The sequence below is a fragment of the Methanoculleus caldifontis genome (assembly GCF_032842345.1).
In the GTDB taxonomy this organism is placed as follows: Archaea; Halobacteriota; Methanomicrobia; order Methanomicrobiales; family Methanoculleaceae; genus Methanoculleus; species Methanoculleus caldifontis.
Window position 1 is genome coordinate 827,068 of sequence record NZ_WBKO01000001.1, and the last position, 20,609, is coordinate 847,676.

A 20,609-nucleotide genomic window follows, 5' to 3' on the forward strand; every position below is an offset into this window, starting at 1 on the left:
TCGTGTTGCCCGGCATAACTACCCTAGATCTCTGGCGGGCAATCGCATAAAACCGGTCGCCGGGCGTCTGAGGTTCTCACCGATGTACACGATCCCCGCCCGAAGTCGTCGGAGAAACGCGGCTCCCGGGTGACCGTGAGAACCCTCCCCACGTGCCCGGAAGGGAACCACTAAAGTGTTCCGCAGCCTATCCACCGTTAGAGGGGTGAGGGACGATGCTGAGCATCAACAGCACGGCGATTCCCGCCGTGAGAGAGATGATCGACCGCCGGGACGAGCTCGGCATCGCGGTCGCGGAGCAGGAGAACGGCGCGACGTGCATCGACTGCGGCGTGAACGTCCCCGGGAGTTACCGGGCGGGGACACTCTTTGTCGAGGTCTGCCTTGCGGGGCTCGCGACGGCGGCGATAACCATGGGGCGGGTGGGGGACATCCCCGTCCCGTTCCTGCACCTCGCTATCGAGCACCCCGCCCTTGCCTGTCTCGGCTCGCAGAAGGCGGGATGGGTGCTGAAGGCTGGAGACTACTCCGCTATGGCCTCGGGCCCGGCGCGGGCGCTTGCGCTGAAGCCGAAAGAGACCTACAACAGGATCGGCTACCGCGACACCTCCCGGACCGGCATCCTCGCGCTCGAAGCCGATACCCTCCCGGACGAGAAGGTCACGGAATTCATCGCGGAGAAGTGCGGCATCGGTCCGGAAGACCTCTACGTCCTCGTCGCCCCGACCCGGAGCCTGGTCGGCTCGGTCCAGATCTCCGGGCGGGTCGTCACGGCGACCCTCCACAAGCTCGAGGAGAAGGGTTACGATGTCCGCCTGATCCGCCACGCGGCGGGACGGTCGCCGGTCGCGCCCGTAAAGAGGAGCGGTATCGACGCGATGGGAACAACCAACGACTGCAACATCTATTACGGCTCGGTCTCCCTCGTCGCGGAGGGCTACGACCCGGTCTTTGCGACCCTTCCCTCCCGGACGTCCCCCGACTACGGGCGGCCGTTCGGCCGGGTGCTCAAGGATGCCGGCTACGACTTCCTCAAGGTGGACTCCCTGCTCGCGTTCTCGCCGGCGGAGGTGACGGTCAACGACAGCACCTCCGGCGAGGTCTACCATTTCGGCGGCCTGAACCGCGACGTGCTGCTCGAATCGTTCGGGGTCCTGTAGAAGATTCCTTCCAGGAGTTCTTTGTCTGTTAGCTCACGCGAAGCCGCGAAGAGAGGGAAAGCACCTTTCGCGGCCTTCGCGGCTTCGCGTGAGACCCCGCCGCCCCCATCTGCTCTTTACTCGCGGGAGGCCCTGTAGATAAACGAGTTAAAAGAAGGGTTCGGACCCCCGGACTCACTCCGGGGTCGTCTTCTCGCGGTAGCGCTGAAGCGCCTTCTCGACGTAGGACGTCATCTGCACGGCGCCCACCACGCAGGCCTGTGCGCACTTCCCGCAGCCGATACAGGTATCGGGGCCCGTGATCCAGGCCTTATCGATCTTCTTTCCCAGGTCCACGAGGACGATCGAGCCGGTCGGACAGACCTCGATGCAGTCCCCGCACCCCTCGCACGAGAAGGGGATGATCCAGGGGAACCGGTCGGGCGTCTTCTTCCCGCCCGCCTCTCTCCGGTCTTCGCTCATCGCCTCTCAGTTCCTCTTCCGCGGCACGTCCTTCCAGCGCTGCCGCTCCCACGCATCGAGGTCCTCCGGCGCCATGCCGTCGAGCCTCTGCCCGGCCTCGTAGCCGGGCTTCGTGCAGTAGAGTTCGGTCAGGCGCACGAGGAGGACGGCCCCGGCCGCGATCTCCTTCTCCGCCTTTGCCCCTGCTGCAACCGCATCGAAGACCTCTCCCGACCGGAGGAGCTCCCCGGTCCCCTTGAACTGGTACGCGGCGCGGATGCCGCCCTGCCGCGAGACGCCGAACGCGACCCGCGGGTTCTTCGCGAGCACGGGGGCGATGACCGCAGCCTCATCCTCCGCGAGGGCGAACGCCACCTCGCCGTCGCCTCTCACTTGGGCATAGCGCCCCAGCACCACAAACGGGACGCCTTCCGGCGTCGCGACGCAGAGGTGGCAGCCCATCGCCTCGATCCATCCCTTCATCCTCTCTGTAAGTGTTACCGTCATCCAGATCACCCCTACAGGACCTTCTCCCCCGCGTGTCCGGGCTCGATCGAGTAGGCCTCCTCGACATGCACGACCACGACCCCGCGCTGGACCGCCTTCGGGAAGACGATGTCGGGCGGGACCTCGTCCGGCGGTTCGGCCTTGTTCCAGTTCCCCCACTCGTTTAAGATATCCGTCGCGTTTGCGCCGTACCAGTCGAATTCGCGGGGGAACCCGTACTCGATGTCGACGGCCTTGCCCTTGAAGACCCACCACCGCCCCTCGTCGAGCGGGTGGCAGATCGTGACCGCGACGTCGGGGTTCTCCTTGATGTTCGCCTTCGTCTTCAAGAGGAACATATCCGCGATCAGGATCTTGTCGTCCATGTGCGTGGCGACGAACCGCATCGCAGCGATGTTGGGGTTGCCGTCCCTGCTCGACGTGCAGAGATAGACCAGGCTCCCTCCCTTGCCGGGAACCCGCAGGGCCTCTTTCATCTCCTGAGTAAACTTCACCATTCTTCTCACCTCACAGTTACTTCACCGGATACCCGAACGCGGCGGCTCCGGCGGGACCGAGTTCCTCACCCAGAGCGCGTTTCACCATCTGGGTGATGTAGATCGGTTCAAGCTCCATCTTCCGGCAGGTCCCGCGCATCACCGTGATGCAGGCCGGGCAGATGAAGAGGAGCTCTTCGGCGCCGGCGTCGGCGGCGTCCTGGACGTTCTTGCGCTGGATCTCGACCGCCCGCTCGTGATTGGCGTGGAAGATCCCGCACCCGCAGCAGAGCCGATCTTCTCCCGTATAAACCCGCTTCTCCTCGACGGACTCCACACCGATCATCTCGAAGATATCGGCGAGCCAGTCCGACCAGATCTCGCGGTCCCCGCCCTTCGGGGCGAGGCGTGTCGTACAGCCGCCCTGGACCGCGATCCTGATGCCGAGCGGCTTTGCGATCCGGTCCGGGTGGTCGCGGAGCCAGTTCCTGATGTACTCGAGGATGTGGACCGGCCGGAAGGGCACCTCCACGCCCCGCTGCATCGCGAGGGTCGTCGCCACGTTGTAGCAGGCGTCGTGGGTGAAGACGATCTCGTCGACCCCGAACTCTGCGGCGGCTTTAGCGAGGTTCTCGATGAACTGCGGGAGGAACTTCACCGGCCGTGACGCCCGGCCGAGATGGGTCTCGGTGAACCCGCACGCGTAGGGCCCTCCCCCGATGATGGTCGCATCCTCAAACATCTGCCCCGTCAGGAACTCTGCCTGGGGCACCACCTCGTAGATCCCGCCGGCGGAGATGAGCGGGCCGCCCGATTTCCCTCTCCGGACGACCGTCGCCGGTTTCGTCAGCCAGTCGCTCGACGGCTTTGCGTCGGGAGGGATGCCGAGAACGCCCGTCTCCTCCTGCCGCTGCGCGATGAGGTCCCAGGGATCGGCGCCCCGGGGGCAGAAGTCGTTACAGGCTGCGCAGGTGATGCACTCCTTCAGGATCGGGTGGCGTTCCCCCTTTATCAGGGCCTGCACGGCGCTCTTTGCGTCATCTTCGTCATACGATACATATGGGCAGCGGACGAGGCACTCCCCTCTGCAACGCGAGAAGTCGCATTTCGATAGATCAAATGCCATCACTCAGCCCTCTATTCTACCCTGTGTCCGTACCCTTATTTAACATGGGTTGGCGGCAAGGGTGCCTGACCGGCCGCCGGGCCGGGAGGGTGGGGGTTGAGCGTGTAACGGAACGGTCCGCCGGGGTTCAACTCGTATCGTGCCGCCGGAGAAACTCGCGGACTTTCCGGGACTCCACCCACCCGCGGTCCAGCTGCCGGATGTAATCGTTGATCCGCTCGACCTGCTCGCGGATGACCGCCGCCGTCTCCGCGTCGTCCAGCAACTCCGCTCTTCCCAGCGTCACCTGGAGCGGCTGGCGAATGTGGTCTCCGAGGACGGCGAACTGCTCGATGTTCCGCTCGATCTGCCAGAATGCCTGCCGGCGCAGTTGTTCGTTCTGCTTCCTCTCGGTGATGTCCCTTCCCACCGCCTGGACGCCGACGACCTTCCCGTGCTCCAGGATAGGGGACTCGTTCAGTTCGACGAACACCACGGATCCGTCTTTCCTGCGGAACTCGACCTCGAGCCCCTCGACGGACTCGCCCCGGGCTAACTTCTTCTGCGCCTCCCCCCACGCGGAGAGCGATACGGGGCTGAGATACTCGCGGCACCTGCGGCCGTTCAGTTCCTCGGGGGTGTAACCGAGGATGCGGGTCACGGCAGGAGACATGTAGGTGATCCCGCCGTCGTGGTAGCAGGTGTAGATCATATCGAAGCTCCGCTGCGCGATCGCCCGGAACTTCTCCTCGCTCGCGAGAAGCGCCTCTTCCGCCGCCCGCCGCTCGATCCCCTGGGCGAGGATGTTTGCCGCCGCCTGGACGAAGTTGATGTCGTCCCGGGTGAACCTGCGGCACGCCCTGGTGTGGGCGCCGAGCACCCCGTAGGGCGCTCTGTCACCCTGGATGATGACGCTGATCCCGCTCACGATGCCCTCGTCCCGGAGGAGGGGCGGGCCGGAGAACCGTGCCTCGGTTCTGAGGTCCTCGACGATCACCGGCTCGTGGGAGAGGAGCGTGTACCCTGCCTGGGAGTCGGTCCCTCCCTCGACCTTCTTCATGCCGATCATACCCCTGTTGAATCCCACCGCCGCCTCGAGCAGGAACGCGTCCTCGTCGGGAAGGTACCGGAGCACTTTGGCATACTCGACGCCGAGATGCTCTGCCACCGCGCTGACCGCGGCATCCATCAGGTCGGAAGGCTCCGCCCCTGCCAGGGCGAACCGGCCGAGTGCGGCGATCGCCGCCTGCTGCGCCGCCCGGACGGCGATGAGGCCCTCGGCCTGTTTCCTTCCGGTGATATCGAGGTTTATCCCGGCCCAGAGGACGATCCGCCCGTTATCGTCCCGGATAGGGGCCCCGCGGGAGAGGATGGTCCGGTATCCGCCGCCGGGCCCCCCGACCTCGAGTTCGCGGTCCCACCGGCACCCGGATTCGAGGCAGTGCTTCCAGTCGGCGAGCACCCCGGCGGCGTCTTTGAGCGGTATGCACTCGATCCAGCCCGCCGACCGGCACTCCTCAAGCGTCGCTCCCGCAAGGTCGAGGAGTGACGAAGAGATGTAGAGTGCGGCGCCGTCCGGTTCGCAGATCCAGATGCCGTAAGGGATTGTCTCCCCGATGCCGGCATAGACCGATTCGGCCCTGGTCCGTGCCGCCGCATCCGGGGCGCTCCGAACCGCCTCGTCGCGTTCGGCAGTGACGTCCCTGAAGGTGGCGAGCACCTTCCCGGCGTAGTGTTCGCCCGTCATCGCCCGGCAGGAGAACGAGAACCAGCGTATCCCGGCGGCGGGAGTCTGCACCCGGCAGGTGGCGTGCGAGACCTGCCGCCAGCACCGGAGCGCCTCGACCATCCGGCCGGCGAAGCCTTCCTCCTGGATGGAGGGCGCGAGGCGGGCAACAAAGTCCCCGATATCATCTCCGCGGACTGCCTCGTTCGCGATGCCGAACGTCTCCTCAAACGACCTGTTCAGCCAGGCGACGGTGCTGTCCCGATTCAGGATGATGACGGCATCGTCCAGTTCGTCAAAGCAGTGATACACGGGTCTTCTCCATCGGCCGGCGTGTGCGGGGACCCCGGACAGCGAGTACCGTATGTCAACATTAGTGTAACGGTCTCATAAAAGATCTCTTTTTGGGGTTATCCAGGCTTGCTACGGCACCGGTGGTGCGGGTAACGGCTCCTGAGGAGGGGTTTCTGCCGGAGGATTCCGTGGAGGTCCGGTGCAGGAGCCGCCAGGGTCGGTAGATTAATATTCCCGGGCGAGACCCGGCCCCCTTCGTCCCCGTGCATACCCAGGGGCCGGTGCCTTTCCTCATCGGGTTCCTGTGCATATCCTCGCCGGATTCGCAGGCCCTCGAATCTCCGGCAGTCGTCTCCTGGAGATCGGTCCGCAAAACAGGCCCTGCGCGGCGCACGTTCGGGGCCCGGTGCCCGGCTGATTCCGGCATGGAACGACCTGATCGAGAGACGCCGGGGAGCAGTTGAAGCATTTGGACTTCGCGTGAGGTCCTGTCGTGATCCCTGTAAACAATCTCACGCGAAGGCGCGAAGGCGCGAAGGGCGATGCTCCTGCGCGTGAAACGTACAATAAGAGGCTTTGACCCGTCAGAATGGACGCCGAGGGGGAGATTTGAACTCCCGAGGTGCCGAACACCAGTGGCTTTCGAGGCCACCGCCTTCCCGGACTAGACTACCTCGGCACGGAACCTGCCTAGAATATTTACCTTCTCCGGCTATAATGGTATCGAGATATGCTCTGTCGCTTCACCCTCATCCCCGACGGCGGCGTGCTGGTCTACCAGGGCCTGCGGGGCGATACCTACGAGAAGGCTCTCCTCTCCTTCGGGATCAACCCGGATGCTGCACTGATATTCTTCTGCGGAAGAAGCCTCCCGCAGGATAAAACAATCGAGGAGGAAGAGGTCGAGGTATTCCTGACCTCTTCGCGCGGGTGATTTATTAGGCGCCCGGTCTTCCGGACTGGGTGACCATCATGTCGTCGACGCGGACGAGGAGCATGGCCGTCTCGGTCGCGCTCTTGATCGCCTGGGTCTTGACGCGCTGCGGCTCGATGACGCCGGCTTCGTGCATGTCGACGACCTCGCCGGTGTAGACGTTGAGCCCGGCGTATCTCGCGCCGTCGGCGTGGGCTTTCCTCAGGGCGACGACCTTGTCGATGGTGTCGAACCCGGAGTTCTCCGCGAGGGTTCTCGGGATGACCTCGAACGCGTTTGCGAACGCCTCGATGCCGAGCTGGACCCGGCCGCCGACGGTCGCGGCGTAGTCGCGGATGCGCATCTGGAGCTCGGTCTCCACCGATCCGCCGCCGACGACGAACTTGCCGTCCTCAACAGCGTCCTGGACGACCCGGGCCGCGTCGTAGACCGCCCGCTCGAGTTCGTCGAGGAGGAGCTGGGAGGTGCCCCGGAGGAGGATCGTCACGGCCTTGGGGTTCTCGCAGCCGGAGATGATCGTCAGGTCGGCGTCGGGGATCTCCTCGGCCGCTTCGGCGTGGCCGAGCGTCGCTTCGCTGAGTTCCTCGGGCTTGTTGACGATCGAGCCGCAGAGCGCCTTCGCGGCGAACTTCATGTCCTCTTCCTTGACGTCCTCGATGGCGTAGATGCCGTTTCTCGCGAGGTAGTACTGGACCGCGTCGGCGATCCCCTTCTGGCAGAGGACGACGTTTGCGCCGGAGGCGACGATCAGGTCGGCGAGCTTCCGGAGAGACTCGCGCTCCTGCTCGGCGAACGCCTTCATCTGGTCGGAGGAGGTGATCTTGATCTTCGATTTCACCTGGGTCTTCGTGACCTCGAGCGGCTGGGCGAGCAGGGCGACCTTCGCGTCGGTGACCTTATCGGGCATCTGCTCAAAGACCCGCTTCTTGTCGATGACGATGCCACGGATGAGCTCCGCGTCGTGCATCGAGTCCCCGACCTGCATCTTGATCTTGACGTCGTCCTCGTCCACGGCGTAGGTGCCCTGGCCCGTCTCGGTGGCGACCTGGCGCACCGCGTCCACGACGATGCCGGAGATCTTCTCCTTGACCGCCTCGATGGACTTGCCGGTCATGGCGGTGTCTGCGATCTTGATGAGGTTCTCACGGTCCTCGAACCCGATCGTGATGGCCAGATCCTCGAGGATCGCGAGGGCCTTCTCCATGCCGAGCTGGTAGCCGTTGGCGATGATCGTGGGATGAACCTCCTGGGCGAGCAGTTTCTCCGCCTCTTCCATCATCGACCCGACGAGTACGGTCGCGGTCGTGGTGCCGTCGCCGACCTCGCCGTCCTGGGCCTCGGCGACCTCGACGACCAGCTTGCCGCCGGGGTGCTGCACGGACATCTCGTGCAGGATGGTTGCTCCGTCGTTCGTGATCACCACGTCACCGCTGGAGCTGACCAGCATCTTGTCCATTCCCCGGGGGCCAAGCGTAGTCCGAACGGCCGCCGCAATTGCCTTTGCAGCCATGATATTCGAGCGCTGTGCCTCGAATCCGCGCGTACGCTCTACATTTTCCCGCAAAATAATGATGGGCTGTCCAGCAAGCATTGTATAATCCTCCTTTGTTCGTTAGTTTTGTTCAGAGGTTCTATATATACTGATCGATAGGCCCCGTCCCTGCCGGGCGTCCGGGCCTATCAGCGGAGCCTGATCCCCGATCGGTTGGCTATACGCGCTCATCATCCCCGAATGGGGCGTCGATAACGGGAATACGTCAGGCGGGCGGGTCTCTGCCCGTTCCGGAAAAAGTGGTGCGGCCGGCCTCTCAGCCGAGCCTCGATATCGTGAAGAGCGAGCGGATCGGGACGCCGTCGACCTCCCGGATGCCCTGCTTGTCGAAGAGCGACCAGATCGCCACCGGCGTGGCCCCGTGCCGCCTGAGGAACCGGATCGCCTCCGCAAGCGTCGTCCCGGTCGTGACGACGTCGTCGATGATGAGGCAGCGCTGCCCGGCGACCGTCGAGAAAGTCCCCGAGAGGGACCCGGTGGGGGTCTCGCTTACGCTGTGCTTCGCCGGGAGATAGACGGCGAGTTTCAGCCCTTCCTCGGCGGCGATGAGGGTCGCGAGCGGGACGCCCGAGGATGCGATGCCGACGACCGTGTCGACCGTGTCATCGGTCGGCCGGATAGCCCCTTCCTCCGTGAGGTAGAGGAAGCGCTTGAGCATGATCATCGCCATGTCGGAGAGGAGCATCCCATGGCTTCCCACCTCTGTCCAGTCGATATGGACGTCTTTTGGGGCCTCCATCCCCTTCTGCTGGGTGAGCAGCCAGGTGACCGTCTCCATCGAGAGGCCCAGTTCATCGGAGATCTGGCCGGGGGTGTGCCCATCTGCCTGAAGCGCCTTTGCCTTCGTGATCAACTCTTCGAGGGCGGACATGGAGAAGAGATCTCCGGGTGATTATTTAAGTTTTCTTTTAATTGCTGCGCCGCATACGCGGCAGTCTCCCGGCTCGCGCCAGTACCGGCCGCACCCGCTGCACCGGTAGCGCCACCGGATCGCCCGGGCCGGCCGCTGCCGGATGCTCCGGGTCTCGATGCCGAGACGGTGCGCCACGTTCTGGACTGCGAAGTCGTCGGTGACGAGGACGGCCGAGAGTTCCAGCGCGAGCGCGAGGATCTCGCGATCGGTCGCGGAGAGCACCCCGGCGTCCCCGGTCCGCACCGCGGCCGCGTCGACCCGCAGGAGGTCCTCGTCGCGGGGCTCCCGGACCGAGAGCCCCGTCGCGGCGAGGGCCTCAAACCGGCACTTCGCGTGGAGGTCGGCGAGTTCCCCGACCACCGAAGGGGTGGTCCAGGCCGGCCCCTCGACCGGGATCTCTGCAAAGAAGAACGAGGCGTCGAGGACGAGCGTCATACGGAGAACTCCACGGTGCTGTTCTCCCGGCACTCCACGGGATAGCCGAACTCCGCGAGGAGCGAGCGGGCGGTCTTCGCGTGCGTCGAGAGGGTATGGGTGCTGTATGCTCCGCCGCAGAGGGCGAGGTAGACCAGGAGCTGGTCGGCGAGGTGAACGTCGACCGTGCCGGGGTTGCGGTGCTCCTCCGCAAGGGCCCGGGCGGCAGCCTTCCCGACCTCCTCGGCGGGCAGCCCCCTCCTGCCGATCGCGACGGCGCCCTTCGCCCCGCTCCAGACGGTGACGGAACTCCCGGTGCTCGGCCCGCCCTCGCGGGGATCCAGGGTCGCGGTGCAGGAGAGCCCTGCCTCGTCGCGGAGGAGGTCGCGGGCGGCGGCTGCCTGGCGCTCCGTGACGTGGCCGGGGAGGTTCGCCGAGCAGGAGACGAGCCCGCACGCCCCTTCTTCCCCGGGAACCGCGATCGGTCCCGGGAGGCCGCGCTCCACCCTCACGCGGACGCGCCCGCCACCCCGCGGGTAGTAGCCCCGTTCGAGCACCGTGACCTCGATCGAGGCGCCGGCCCGGCGGAGGACCGGGACGAGGAGATGGTCCATGTAGTCGATCGTCGGGCTCCGCGCCACTTCGGTCCCTCCCGTGACCGTGATGCTCCCGCCGATCTCGAGGGCTGCCGGGAGCCATGCCTGGAGGACGAGCGGGATACTTCCCGCGGTCCCGGTATCGATCGCGAGGTCGGCCCGCCGGAGAGGGCCGGGGGTGAAGGTGATCTCGCGGCTGCCGACGGAGAGTCCCGTGCATTCGGCGCCGCAGGTGCCGGCGGTTGCCCGGACCGCGGCGATATGCTGGGGGGCGAGCCCCGGCTTCTCACGGTTCTCCCGGATCCGGGTGACGGTGATCGGTGTATTCGATATCGCCGAGAGGCTGGCGGCCAGCCGGACGATCTGCCCCCCTCCTTCGAGGCGGGACCCGTCAATGGTGAGCATTGTCCCTGATCGCGGTGACGATAGCGTTCGCGGCGGATATGAAGCTTGAGGCGTTCTCGTAGGTGTCGCTGGAGACGACCGAGGAGACCCCCGCCGCCCTCAGGCGCGTGTAGGCGCCGCTCGTGAGCACCCCGTGGACGCAGGCCGCGTGGATGGACGTGGCTCCCTGCTCGCGGAGCATGCAGGCCGCGGTCGCGAGGGTCCCGCCGGTGGAGATGATATCGTCGACGATCACGACGTCCCGGCCCTCGGCATCGATGGACTTCGGGGCGATCCGGACCTCTTCGCCCGAGAGCCGGGTCTTCTCGAGATGGTCGCAGTCCCACCCGCCGACCGCGGCGACATCGGTCGCGAACGCGACCGCGCCCTCGTCCGGGGCGAGGACCAGGGGGTTCTTCAGGTGCAGGTCGCCGACGTAGCCCCCGATCGCCGGGGCGATGGTGACGTTCGTTGCAGGAACCGTAAAGAAGTCGAGGATGGCCGGGTCGTGGATGTTGACGATGTAAACCCGCTCGACGCCGGTCGAGACGGCCCGTGCGACCGCCCGGGCGCTGATCGGCTCGCCGGAGTGGATGCGCCTGTCCTGCCGGGAGTAGCCGAGGTACGGGATCACGAGGGTGATCCGTGACCGGTCGGCGGCATCGATCGCAAGAAGGGTCTGGACAAGCATATCGTTATCGACAATGCTGCTGACGATCAGGGTCTCGTCGTCCAGCTCCCCGCACCTGAGGTACATCTCCCCGTCGGGAAACCGGGTGAATTTCGTCTCAACCAGTGGAATTCCCAATTTTTCGGCGATGCGGGCTGCTAGGACCTGGGACCGTTCGGTACTGACTATTCTCATAGGACACCTTTGCTGGAAAGTATTTGAACGAGCATGAATAAATTATATAAGTATCAGTGCAGCAAAGAGGTAAACTCGACGATGGATTCAACGACTCCAACAGAAATTCCGAAGATTGAGCTCACCTACGACGAGCTGGCGGAGATCGATGACTTTGCCGGTCTTGAGTTGAGCGCATCGTCCGATATCGATGTCCCGCCGAACCTGATCGACCAGGTCATCGGCCAGGAACACGCCGTCGAGGTGATCCGCAAAGCTGCGGTCCAGCGCAGGCACGTGATGATGATCGGCACACCGGGAACCGGCAAATCGATGCTGGCGAAGGCGATGGCCGAACTCCTCCCCAAGGAAGATCTGCAGGATATTCTGGTCTACCCGAACCCCGAAGACAACAACAACCCCATCATCAGGACGGTGCCCGCGAGCCGCGGCAAACAGATCGTGAACGCCCACAAGGTCGAGGCGAGAAAGAAGATCCAGATGCGGAGCACCCTCATCATGCTCCTCATCATCGGTATCATCGGCTACGCGATCATCACCTACCAGTGGCTCATGGGCATCATCGCCGCCGCGTTCGTCTTCATGGCACTGAAGTACTCGATGCCCCGCGAGGAGGCGATGGTCCCGAAGCTCCTCATCTCCCACGAGCCCAACACCATCGCGCCCTTCATCGACGCGACCGGCTCGCACGCGGGGGCCCTGCTCGGCGACGTCCGGCACGACCCCTTCCAGAGCGGCGGCCTTGAGACCCCGTCCCACGACCGCGTCGAGGGCGGAGCGATCCACCGGGCGCACGGGGGCGTGCTCTTCATCGACGAGATCAATACCCTCACCCCGCACTCCCAGCAGAACCTGCTGACCGCGCTCCAGGAGGGAACCTTCCCGATCACCGGCCAGAGCGAGCGGTCGAGCGGTGCGATGGTCCGGACCGAGCCGGTCCCCTGCCGCTTCGTGATGATCGCCGCAGGCAACCTCGACGCCATCCAGGGGATGCACCCGGCGCTCCGGTCTCGTGTCCGGGGCTACGGCTACGAGGTCTACATGCGCGAGACGATGGAGGACACCCCTGAGAACCGGAAGAAGTTCCTCCGGTTCATCGCCCAGGAGGTCAAGAACGACGGGAAGATCCCCCATTTCGACCGCGACGCCATGCTCGAGGTCCTCCGCGAGGCCCGGCGCCGCTCGAACCGGAAGGGCCACCTGACCCTGAAGCTCCGTGACATGGGCGGGCTCATCCGCGTGGCGGGCGACCTTGCCCGGCAGGAGAGTGCGGATTTCACCACGGTGAAGCACGTCCTCGCCGCGAAATCGGCCTCCCGCTCGATCGAGGACCAGATCTCCGACGAGTACATCCGCCGGAGCCGCGACTACGACATCACCGTCGTCGAGGGGAACCGTGTCGGCCGGGTGAACGGGCTTGCGGTGATGGGGAGCGACTCGGGCTCCGTCCTCCCGGTGATGGCCGAGGTGACCCCGAGCCAGGGGGCGAACGGTTCGGTCATCGCGACCGGTCTCTTAAAGGAGATCGCCCAGGAATCGATCAAGAACGTCAGCGCCCTGATCAAGAAGTTCACCGGCAAGGACATCCGGAACATGGACATCCACATCCAGTTCATCGGCACCTACAGCGGCGTCGAGGGCGACTCCGCCTCCGTGACGGTGGCAACAGCGGTGATCAGCGCCATCGAGAACATCCCGGTCCGCCAGGACGTCGCGATGACCGGCTCCCTCTCGGTCAGAGGCGACGTCCTCCCCATCGGCGGGGTCACCTACAAGATCGAGGCGGCGGCAAAGGCGGGGATCAAGAAGGTGATCATCCCGCGGTCGAACCTCGACGACGTCCTGATCGAGGACCGCTACCGCGATATGGTCGAGGTGGTCCCGGTCGACCACATCGAGGAGGTCCTCCAGAACGCGCTGGTGCCGGAGAACCGCGAAGGCTTCCTCTCGAAGCTCCGGAAGATGGCGGTCGGCCCGACGCCCGCCATCTTCGATCCGAACGCAAACGTCGGGCGCTCGATAGTCTGATGCCTTATGGCTGCTGATGTGCGATACTACGACATCAGGTGCGTGCGAGGCGAGGTCACTCTGGTCGATATCGACAACGGAGTGATCGAGTCCGCAGGCACCTCATTTTTTGATAAAGCTGTGATACGGGTGCTCGGTCCGAAGGGCTGGGGTTTTCTCACCCGCGACCACGTCGATATCGACTCGAAGCGGGAGGTCGACGCCCTGGTGGCGGCGGCAGCGCGGCTTGCGGCCGTGACCGCAGACGAGATCGACCTTGCCGACGCCCCCCGCGGCGTGCTCTCCGTCCCGCCCCTTGCCGAGGACCCGCGGGACGTCGACCTCGAGGAGAAGACCCGCCTGCTTGCCGGGATCGAGGAAGCGGCACGGGTTGATGGGGTGGCGAACACCCGGGCCCGCTACACCGAGGGGATCGACGCGGTCCGGTACCTGGACTCGAACGGGAACGAGTACTCCTACGAGGCCGTCCGGTCGGGCTTCTCGGTCCTCGCCATCGCGTCAAGAAACGGCGTGATGCAGATGGGGAGCGAGCGCGACCATATCACCACCGGCTTCAACCTCCGCGGGAAGCAGGACCTCGGCCGGAAGGCGGGGGAGGTCGCGGTCTCGCTCCTCGACGCGAAACTGCCGAAGGGCGGTCCGCGGCGGGCCGTCCTCGACCCCGAACTCGCGGGCGTCTTCACCCACGAGGCGGTCGGCCACGCGAGCGAAGGCGACCTCGTCCGCGAGGGCGCATCGGTCCTCGGCGGGAAGATCGGTGAAGCGATCGGCTGTCCGGGGCTCGTCATCGTCGACGACCCCACGCTCCACGAGTTCGGGTTCATGCCCGTCGATGCCGAGGGCGTTGCCGTCGAGCGGACGGAGATCATCCGCGACGGCATCCTGAGATCCTACATCCACAACCGCGAGACCCTCGCGGCGGTGGGGAACGGGGTCGCCGGCCACGCCCGCGCCGAGCACGGGGCGCCGCCGATCGTCCGGATGAGCAACACCTTCATCGAGAACGGCGATGCGGCCTACGATGAGATCATCAGCGAGTGCCGGGACGGCATCCTCCTGATCGGGTCGCGGGGCGGCCAGGTCGACCCCGGCCGCGGCGTCTTCCAGTTCAACGCGGAGTACGGCTACCTGATCGAGGGCGGCGAGATGACCGATATGGTCAGGGACGTCTCGCTCTCGGGCGAGATCCTCTCGACGCTCCATAACATCGCGCTCATCGGGAACGACCGGAAGATGAGCCCGGGCTACTGCGGGAAGGGCGGACAGAGCGTGCCGGTGAGCGACGGCGCGCCGCACCTCCTGCTTGAGCATGCAACCATCGGGGGGCGGGGCGAATGAACGGCGAAGACCTGATCGAGAGGATCCTCCGGGAAGGCAACAGCCGGGCCGACGAGATAGAGGTCTTCTACGCCCGGGGAGAGAGCATCGCCACCGAGATCAAGAAGGGGATCCTCGGCACTGCCGAGGAGTCCGTGGGCTGGAGCATGGCCATCCGGACCGTCAACGACGGAAGGATCGGCTTTTCGTCCACGAGCGACCCCGACCGCTGGAAGGAGTGCCTGGATGCGGCGCTCGCGAGCGGCCGCCTCGCTACCCCGCAGCAGTGGGGCGGGTTCCCGAAACCCGCCTCCCTGGTCAGCGCCGCCTCCGCGGCGGACCGGGACCTCGTCGTCGCGGTCGAGGACGCGGCGGGGATGGTCGAGGACCTCCTTGCCGGTGCCGCGGAGCACCCGGTGGAGGTCGTCGGCGGGGGCGCGAACCTCTCCCGGTCCTACCTGATGGTCGCGAACTCGACCGGCACCCTCTACGGCATGGACCGGACGGCGGCGTCGGTCTCCCTCGAGACGATCCGCGAACAGTCGACGGGCTACGAGTTCGACGCCTCCCCGTTCCGCGCCGAGCTCGACCCCCGGTCGGTCGGTGAGCAGGCCGCGTTCCTTGCCGCCCGCTCTCTCGGCGGCAGGGACATCGAGACCGGGCGCTACGATATCGTCCTCTCCCCGATCGCGGCGGCAAGCCTCATCGGCCAGGTCCTCCTCCCGGCCCTCTCCGGCCGGAACGTGAAGGCCGGCCGCTCGTCCCTCGCGGAGAAGGTCGGCGAGCAGGTCCTCGATGAGCGCCTCTCCGTCTACGACGACCCGTTCGCCCCCGGCTTCGGGAGCACGGCCTTCGACGCGGAGGGCGTTCCCACCCGCCGCCTGGCCTTCATCGAACAGGGGGTGCTCCGGCAGTTCGCCTACGACCTCAAGACCGGCTACCGCTACGGCGAGGCGAGCACGGGAAGCGCCGTCCGCTCCGGGGGCGAGCCGCCCGGTATCGGGTTCCACAACCTCTTCGTCGACGGACCGCGGGTAAACGAGCCCGGCGACGAGCGGGCGGTCTGGATCCACGATGTCGTCGGCGCCCATACGGCAAACCCGTTCTCCGGCGACTTCTCGGTGGAGATCTCAAACCCCTTCTGGATCGAGGGCGGAGAACTCGTCGAGCCCATCCGGACGGCGATGTTTGCCGGAAACGTCTTTGAGATGCTCGCGGAGATCGGGGGGCTCGGAAAAGACGCAAGACGGCTGGGCAGGCTCACGATTCCATCAATACGGTTAAATAACCAGCAGATCATTGGTAAATAGATGATGGAAGAGATCCTTGCCATCCTTCTTGCCGTAGCGATAGCCGCGGCGCTCTATTACCTCATGAAGAAGGCGATGACGCTCGTCATCAACGCCGTCGCCGGGCTCGTTACGCTCTGGCTCCTGAACTACTTCGATGTCATGAGCTGGTTCGGCGCGCCCGACATCCAGATCAACCTGGTGACGATCCTGATCTGCGCCCTCGGCGGTCTCCCCGGCGCCCTGGTCCTGGTGCTGCTGCACCTCGTCGGGATCGCGATCTGAGGGTTTCCCAACCACTTCTTATTTTTCGATGGTCGGGGCTTCTTCCAGCCTGGCCTTCACTGTGATCTCACGCGAAGCCGCGAAGTGCGATGTTCCGTTAGGAACGGAGCTCGAGCACCCTCAGGTGCGAGGAACGCGAAAAGGACTATTGACACCTGCCCAGACTTCGCGGCTTCGCGTGAGTTGATGGAGTAAGGGTAACAATGTGGTCTCACGCGAAGAGCGACGAGTGAAACATCCGGAGAGAGCTCACGCAGACCGGGGTCCTCGAAGTGAGACAGGCTGAAAGGCAGGAGCAGGATGCGACGTGCGGCGGGCCGGCCACTTCCTCCGGAGCCGGGAGACACCTCGTGACGCACCCGGGCCGAAACCCTTATCCCCCGCCGCGAGCCTTCCGGGACCATGACTCTCCCCCGGGCGGGCATGCTCGCTGCCGCCGTCATCCTGGCCCTGTATGCGATCACCGCCGCGGTGGTGCTGGCCGCCCCCTATGATGATCCGCTCCATGTCATAGCCCGCCTCACCGCTCTCTGGGGGTTCCTTGCTCTCGCCATCGCGGCCATCCTGACGCCGTTCCTCCGGGAGATCATGAAGGTCTTCGGCAGGCCGTTCCTCGCGGTGCACCACATCTTCGCCGCCGTCGGCCTCCTCCTCCCGACGCTGCACCCCGTGACCCTCTTCATAGCGTCGATGAACCCCGCCATATTCGTCCCGGTCTTCTCTCCGTGGGGAAGGTTCTGGGCGCTCGCAGGCCGGCCCGCGCTCTACCTCCTGTATATTGCATTTGCTGTCGTGCTGCTCCGGAAGTACATCCCGAAGTACTGGCGGTGGGTGCACGGGCTGATGTACGTCGTCCTCCTCTTTGCCATCGTGCACGGGAACCTGATCGGCCACGATTTCGAGAACCCGGTCATATGGGTCCTCTTCAACACGCTCTTCGCCCTCACTATCGCGGCGTTCGTCCTCAAGCGGTGGCAGAAGATGCAGAAGAAGAGCGGGGCCGGCCGGGGGGTCGGTGCACGGGGGTGAGCCCGGGTTTCGGCGGGCGGCTACAACAACCATGACGGCTACCTTCGCGTCGAGAGCAGTTCGTTTGGGACGAGTTATACGGAGTACATCACCGTCAACAGCGAGTCCGCGCCGGTCGGCTCGCTCTACGTCACGTCGACGCCGAACCAGGCTGCCACCTACGTCGACAACATCTTCTGCGGCGGCACGAACGGGATCGTCCCGGATCTCCTTGCCGGCACCTACACCGTCGAGGTCAGGAAGGAGGGCTACGCCACCGCCACCCGGACTGTCACCGTCAATGCCAACCAGCAGACGAACGTCCACTTCGACCTGAACGCCCCGGTGGGCACGATCGCGGTGACATCCTCCCCGCTGGGAGCGGCGGTCTACCTCGATTCCGGGTATCAGGGTACCACCTCGGCGGCCTCCGGGCAGCTGACCCTTCCGGGCATCCCCGTCGGCGTGCACCGGGTCGACGTCCTGAAGGAAGGCTACGGGCCGTTCACCGCGACGGTGACGGTCGCAAACGGCCAGACCGTACCGGTGACCGCGACCCTGAACGATGAGGACCTGGACGGAGACGGCCTGCCGGACGGCTTCGAGAACGGGTATCGCGACGGATTCGGCAGGTGGCAGACCCTCAACCCGTATCTGATCGACACCGACGGGGACGGGCTCTCGGACGGCTTTGAGGCCGGGGAGATGGTCATCGACGCGAACGGCAAGACCTACTTCAAGCAGCGGAGCGACCCGACGAAGGCGGATACCGACGGGGACGGGCTCAATGATCTTGCGGAGTTCGAGTACGGTACCGATCCCTTCAACCCGGACACCGATGGGGACGGCCTCCGTGACAGTGCCGACCCCGACCCGCTGACGCCGCAAGCCGGCGGCGACGTCGATCTCGCCAAGATCGGGCGGGCCATCATCCTCGGTGCGGTCTTCGGGGAGACCGGGCTTCCGGGTGGGCTCTTCTACGGGATGGTCGGGGAAGAGACCGCTTCCTCGCCCTACTACATGGTCGGCTGGATCGGGTTCTCCTGTCTGCCTGCCGTCGGTGGGATCGCCGATATTCGCGACGCGGTGCAGGCGATCCTCAACGGCGATCCCGTCGGCGCGGCGATGAACGCCGCGGGCGCGATCCCCGGGCCCGGGGACGGGATCAAGATCACGGGGGCGATCGCCTGCTACACCGGGAAGTTCCCGTGGAAGGCGCGGGAGCTTGGGGTATTGCTCTCGAAGGAACTCCTGGGGTCGTTGCCGGACGCGATTAAGATCCAGGTCTGGGATCTGCTCTTCGATGGGGCCGGGAGCGCGCTGCGCAACACGCATGGTGTTCCGGTAGAAGCGATTGAGGCATTAGCCAAGAAGAATGTTGACCTCGTCCATGTCAGGGGATTCCTCGAAGCGACGTTTGATGGGAATTGGGTGACGAGGAAGAATATGGACGTGAATGACTATATCGCCGAACACTTCAGAACACATGGGCATGAGTTTATTCCTCCGATACTGACCGAGGTGGAGTACAAGCAAAGGGCGACGGCCTTGATCAACCGGAGAGATAGTGGACCAAATGGAGTGGAGTTGTATTACCAGGAGGGACACGATACTCTTGTGGTCTATGATCGCATTGCCAAGGAGTTAGCCAGCGGGACGAAGGGCGGGTTGATTGTGACGTTCTATAAAACGGATGATGCATATATCTCAAGCATCGCTAGCAGACTCACGAGACTGAACTAACCGGTGACGGACGATGGAAAAATGAGCGAAGAAATTAAAAAACGTGTAACGGACGGCTTGATACGCTATGAGGAAAGTCTCAAGGAGACTGATGAACACTACGGTGAGTTGAAAATCGGGGGGAGGTACTCCCCCGATGCACCCCTTTGGCTGAAACTAATTCTCCCCTGCTGGATTCGTGCACTTGAAGAAAGAGGTATCGATTGCAAGGAGTTTCGAGATGAATATGCAAGAGTCACCCGGAAACTGACAGCCCTGGAGGAGAAGTGGGGACATGATTACCGCGAAAAACTCCTCGGAGTGTTACAACGAGACGTGAATTTCCTCTATCCCAGAAGAGTATGCTCATTCGCCGATCTGGAACCTTTCGAACTTGAAATCCCGCATGAAATATCCCTCCGCAATAGTATTGAGACACTATTGATGGAAGTAGAAGGATACTTCGACTTGGCAGAGATCAAAACGAAAGTCACCATCCTCGATGAGGTCTTCAGATGCAAATACCTGCGGGAAGTCGAGAACGTCCTGAAGTATTTCCCCGAAGCCGAGGGTTTGCACTACCCCGACGAGTTCTGGTGGATGCACCCACTGACAATGCTCCGGGAAAAGCAGGCCCTCGCAGGGGAGGTGTACGGCGACGAATCCCGGTTTACCCACTACACCGGTCATGGCCACGAGTGGTCGCCTGCACCGGGCCGGGAAGAATTCCAGCAGAAGGCGATAAGCCTGATCAACCGGAGAGACCCGGGAGTGGAACTGTATTACCAGACGGGATACGACACCCTGATCGTCTACGACCGCAACGCCAACGAGGTTGCCTGCGGGACAAAAGCAGGACTGATCGCGACGTTTTTCAGGCCAAGGAACCAGCCCGAGCACTACGTCGACGATGAAATCGCGGGCAGACTCGTCCGGTTGAACTAGATTTTGGAGACGTCGGAACATGGATGACAAACTCAAAGAACAGGTAGCGAAAGAGTTGATCCGCTACGAAAAAATCGTCGAGGAGACCGACGAGCACTACGATGAATTGGAGCCGTACGGGCGATATCCACCCGACGCGCCCTACGGGCCAAAACACCTCCTCTCGTTCCGGATCGGTCTGCTTGAAGCGGAAGGCGCCGACTGCACGGCGTTCCGGGCGGAATACGAGAGGATAACCCGGAACCTGACGGGCCTGGAGGAAAGGCGGGGACGGGAGTACCGCACCAGGTTGTTCGAGGCACTCCGGCGGGACATCGATCATTATCCCGTATTTATCAGTTATTTTACCTACCTTGAGCCTTTCGAGCTAGAAATCCCCCAGCAGCTGGCTATCCGCAGCGCTATCGAGATATTGTTGACGGAGCTGGAAAGGGATTTCGATCTCGCTGACCTGAAGACGAAAGTCGCCGTCCTCGACGAGGTTTTCCGGTGCAAGTACTCGTGGGAAGTGAAAAAGATCCTGGAGTATTATCCCGAAGCCGAAACCCTGCATTTCCCCGACCGGTTCTGGTGGCGCCATCCCTCGAAAATACTTGAAGAAAAAAGGCAATGTTGACCGGCTCATAACTTCTTTTCGATGGTGCGTTC

At 64.2% G+C, this 20,609-nt stretch carries 20 protein-coding genes, 1 tRNA gene and 1 pseudogene; 11 read left to right on the forward strand and 11 right to left on the reverse strand.

The window, feature by feature from the left end:
* Positions 1–215 precede the first annotated feature (215 nt).
* Positions 216–1,160 (forward strand): methenyltetrahydromethanopterin cyclohydrolase, encoded by a 945-nt coding sequence (gene mch, locus F8E02_RS04345; protein WP_317064244.1) that lies wholly within the window; start codon positions 216–218, stop codon positions 1,158–1,160.
* Between the two features lie 174 nt (positions 1,161–1,334).
* Here mch and F8E02_RS04350 read toward each other — a convergent pair whose 3' ends face one another.
* The 6 genes from F8E02_RS04350 to F8E02_RS04375 form a co-directional block, all read right to left on the reverse strand.
* A complete protein-coding gene (locus tag F8E02_RS04350) occupies positions 1,335–1,622 on the reverse strand; it encodes a DUF362 domain-containing protein (RefSeq protein ID WP_317064245.1) in 288 nt (95 codons plus the stop codon).
* 6 nt (positions 1,623–1,628) lie between these two features.
* Complete coding sequence (locus F8E02_RS04355) at positions 1,629–2,108, reverse strand: hypothetical protein (RefSeq protein WP_317064246.1); 480 nt, start codon at positions 2,106–2,108, stop codon at positions 1,629–1,631.
* A gap of 11 nt (positions 2,109–2,119) precedes the next feature.
* Positions 2,120–2,605 (reverse strand): pyridoxamine 5'-phosphate oxidase family protein, encoded by a 486-nt coding sequence (locus F8E02_RS04360; protein WP_317064247.1) that lies wholly within the window; start codon positions 2,603–2,605, stop codon positions 2,120–2,122.
* Between the two features lie 16 nt (positions 2,606–2,621).
* Positions 2,622–3,710 carry a (Fe-S)-binding protein gene (locus F8E02_RS04365; protein ID WP_317064248.1) on the reverse strand — a complete coding sequence of 363 codons (1,089 nt, stop codon included), beginning with the start codon at positions 3,708–3,710 and terminating at the stop codon, positions 2,622–2,624.
* 127 nt (positions 3,711–3,837) lie between these two features.
* Positions 3,838–5,727, reverse strand: a complete 1,890-nt coding sequence (locus F8E02_RS04370; RefSeq protein ID WP_317064249.1) for a PAS domain S-box protein — start codon at positions 5,725–5,727, stop codon at positions 3,838–3,840.
* A 576-nt stretch (positions 5,728–6,303) separates the two neighbouring features.
* A tRNA-Ser gene (locus F8E02_RS04375) sits at positions 6,304–6,388 on the reverse strand.
* Positions 6,389–6,439: 51 nt separating this feature from the next.
* On the opposite strand from F8E02_RS04375, the gene F8E02_RS04380 reads away from it, so the two are divergent.
* On the forward strand, positions 6,440–6,643 hold the full coding sequence (locus tag F8E02_RS04380; protein ID WP_317064250.1) for a thiamine S protein: 204 nt from the start codon (positions 6,440–6,442) through the stop codon (positions 6,641–6,643).
* A 4-nt stretch (positions 6,644–6,647) separates the two neighbouring features.
* On the opposite strand, the gene thsA is transcribed toward F8E02_RS04380, so the two are convergent.
* From thsA to F8E02_RS04405, 5 genes are all read right to left on the reverse strand, one after another.
* On the reverse strand, positions 6,648–8,234 hold the full coding sequence (thsA, locus tag F8E02_RS04385) for a thermosome subunit alpha (protein WP_317064251.1): 1,587 nt from the start codon (positions 8,232–8,234) through the stop codon (positions 6,648–6,650).
* Positions 8,235–8,451: 217 nt separating this feature from the next.
* The gene (locus F8E02_RS04390) at positions 8,452–9,066 is read right to left on the reverse strand and encodes an orotate phosphoribosyltransferase-like protein (RefSeq protein ID WP_317064252.1); all 615 of its coding nucleotides are present in this window, start codon (positions 9,064–9,066) and stop codon (positions 8,452–8,454) included.
* A 21-nt stretch (positions 9,067–9,087) separates the two neighbouring features.
* The gene (locus F8E02_RS04395) at positions 9,088–9,543 is read right to left on the reverse strand and encodes an NOB1 family endonuclease (RefSeq protein WP_317064253.1); all 456 of its coding nucleotides are present in this window, start codon (positions 9,541–9,543) and stop codon (positions 9,088–9,090) included.
* Positions 9,540–10,523, reverse strand: a complete 984-nt coding sequence (rtcA, locus tag F8E02_RS04400) for an RNA 3'-terminal phosphate cyclase (protein WP_317064254.1) — start codon at positions 10,521–10,523, stop codon at positions 9,540–9,542. Before rtcA ends, F8E02_RS04395 begins: the two co-directional genes overlap by 4 nt.
* Positions 10,510–11,367 (reverse strand): ribose-phosphate diphosphokinase, encoded by an 858-nt coding sequence (locus F8E02_RS04405; RefSeq protein WP_317064255.1) that lies wholly within the window; start codon positions 11,365–11,367, stop codon positions 10,510–10,512. Before F8E02_RS04405 ends, rtcA begins: the two co-directional genes overlap by 14 nt.
* 81 nt (positions 11,368–11,448) lie before the next feature.
* Here F8E02_RS04405 and lonB point away from each other — a divergent pair, with 81 nt between their 5' ends.
* The 9 genes and pseudogenes from lonB to F8E02_RS04445 all read left to right on the forward strand — a co-directional run bounded on the left by lonB (position 11,449) and on the right by F8E02_RS04445 (position 20,577).
* A complete protein-coding gene (gene lonB / locus F8E02_RS04410) occupies positions 11,449–13,395 on the forward strand; it encodes an ATP-dependent protease LonB (protein ID WP_317064256.1) in 1,947 nt (648 codons plus the stop codon).
* Between the two features lie 6 nt (positions 13,396–13,401).
* A complete protein-coding gene (locus tag F8E02_RS04415; RefSeq protein WP_317064257.1) occupies positions 13,402–14,733 on the forward strand; it encodes a TldD/PmbA family protein in 1,332 nt (443 codons plus the stop codon).
* Positions 14,730–16,022 carry a TldD/PmbA family protein gene (locus tag F8E02_RS04420; protein ID WP_317064258.1) on the forward strand — a complete coding sequence of 431 codons (1,293 nt, stop codon included), beginning with the start codon at positions 14,730–14,732 and terminating at the stop codon, positions 16,020–16,022. Before F8E02_RS04415 ends, F8E02_RS04420 begins: the two co-directional genes overlap by 4 nt.
* Entirely contained in the window at positions 16,023–16,286 is a 264-nt protein-coding gene (locus tag F8E02_RS04425; RefSeq protein ID WP_317064259.1) for a pro-sigmaK processing inhibitor BofA family protein, read from the forward strand.
* A 402-nt stretch (positions 16,287–16,688) separates the two neighbouring features.
* Positions 16,689–17,315 (forward strand): hypothetical protein, encoded by a 627-nt coding sequence (locus tag F8E02_RS04430; RefSeq protein WP_317064260.1) that lies wholly within the window; start codon positions 16,689–16,691, stop codon positions 17,313–17,315.
* Between the two features lie 87 nt (positions 17,316–17,402).
* Positions 17,403–17,618: pseudogene (locus tag F8E02_RS13075) on the forward strand (PEGA domain-containing protein); the annotation flags it as partial.
* Positions 17,619–17,639: 21 nt separating this feature from the next.
* The gene (locus tag F8E02_RS04435; RefSeq protein ID WP_317064261.1) at positions 17,640–19,037 is read left to right on the forward strand and encodes a PEGA domain-containing protein; all 1,398 of its coding nucleotides are present in this window, start codon (positions 17,640–17,642) and stop codon (positions 19,035–19,037) included.
* A gap of 21 nt (positions 19,038–19,058) precedes the next feature.
* Positions 19,059–19,961, forward strand: coding sequence for a hypothetical protein (locus F8E02_RS04440; RefSeq protein WP_317064263.1), 903 nt, complete (start codon positions 19,059–19,061; stop codon positions 19,959–19,961).
* Between the two features lie 19 nt (positions 19,962–19,980).
* On the forward strand, positions 19,981–20,577 hold the full coding sequence (locus F8E02_RS04445; RefSeq protein ID WP_317064264.1) for a hypothetical protein: 597 nt from the start codon (positions 19,981–19,983) through the stop codon (positions 20,575–20,577).
* The last annotated feature ends 32 nt before the right edge of the window (positions 20,578–20,609 follow it).

Excerpts from the sequence above, each read along its gene's own strand:
- mch (WP_317064244.1), top strand. The coding sequence starts at position 216 with ATGCTGAGCATCAACAGCACGGCGATTCCCGCCGTGAGAGAGATGATC.
- F8E02_RS04350 (WP_317064245.1), bottom strand. The coding sequence starts at position 1,622 with ATGAGCGAAGACCGGAGAGAGGCGGGCGGGAAGAAGACGCCCGACCGG.
- F8E02_RS04355 (WP_317064246.1), bottom strand. The coding sequence starts at position 2,108 with ATGACGGTAACACTTACAGAGAGGATGAAGGGATGGATCGAGGCGATG.
- F8E02_RS04360 (WP_317064247.1), bottom strand. The coding sequence starts at position 2,605 with ATGGTGAAGTTTACTCAGGAGATGAAAGAGGCCCTGCGGGTTCCCGGC.
- F8E02_RS04365 (WP_317064248.1), bottom strand. The coding sequence starts at position 3,710 with ATGGCATTTGATCTATCGAAATGCGACTTCTCGCGTTGCAGAGGGGAG.
- F8E02_RS04380 (WP_317064250.1), top strand. The coding sequence starts at position 6,440 with ATGCTCTGTCGCTTCACCCTCATCCCCGACGGCGGCGTGCTGGTCTAC.
- thsA (WP_317064251.1), bottom strand. The coding sequence starts at position 8,234 with ATGCTTGCTGGACAGCCCATCATTATTTTGCGGGAAAATGTAGAGCGT.
- F8E02_RS04390 (WP_317064252.1), bottom strand. The coding sequence starts at position 9,066 with ATGTCCGCCCTCGAAGAGTTGATCACGAAGGCAAAGGCGCTTCAGGCA.
- F8E02_RS04395 (WP_317064253.1), bottom strand. The coding sequence starts at position 9,543 with ATGACGCTCGTCCTCGACGCCTCGTTCTTCTTTGCAGAGATCCCGGTC.
- rtcA (WP_317064254.1), bottom strand. The coding sequence starts at position 10,523 with ATGCTCACCATTGACGGGTCCCGCCTCGAAGGAGGGGGGCAGATCGTC.
- F8E02_RS04405 (WP_317064255.1), bottom strand. The coding sequence starts at position 11,367 with ATGAGAATAGTCAGTACCGAACGGTCCCAGGTCCTAGCAGCCCGCATC.
- lonB (WP_317064256.1), top strand. The coding sequence starts at position 11,449 with ATGGATTCAACGACTCCAACAGAAATTCCGAAGATTGAGCTCACCTAC.
- F8E02_RS04415 (WP_317064257.1), top strand. The coding sequence starts at position 13,402 with ATGGCTGCTGATGTGCGATACTACGACATCAGGTGCGTGCGAGGCGAG.
- F8E02_RS04420 (WP_317064258.1), top strand. The coding sequence starts at position 14,730 with ATGAACGGCGAAGACCTGATCGAGAGGATCCTCCGGGAAGGCAACAGC.
- F8E02_RS04425 (WP_317064259.1), top strand. The coding sequence starts at position 16,023 with ATGATGGAAGAGATCCTTGCCATCCTTCTTGCCGTAGCGATAGCCGCG.
- F8E02_RS04430 (WP_317064260.1), top strand. The coding sequence starts at position 16,689 with ATGACTCTCCCCCGGGCGGGCATGCTCGCTGCCGCCGTCATCCTGGCC.
- F8E02_RS04440 (WP_317064263.1), top strand. The coding sequence starts at position 19,059 with ATGAGCGAAGAAATTAAAAAACGTGTAACGGACGGCTTGATACGCTAT.
- F8E02_RS04445 (WP_317064264.1), top strand. The coding sequence starts at position 19,981 with ATGGATGACAAACTCAAAGAACAGGTAGCGAAAGAGTTGATCCGCTAC.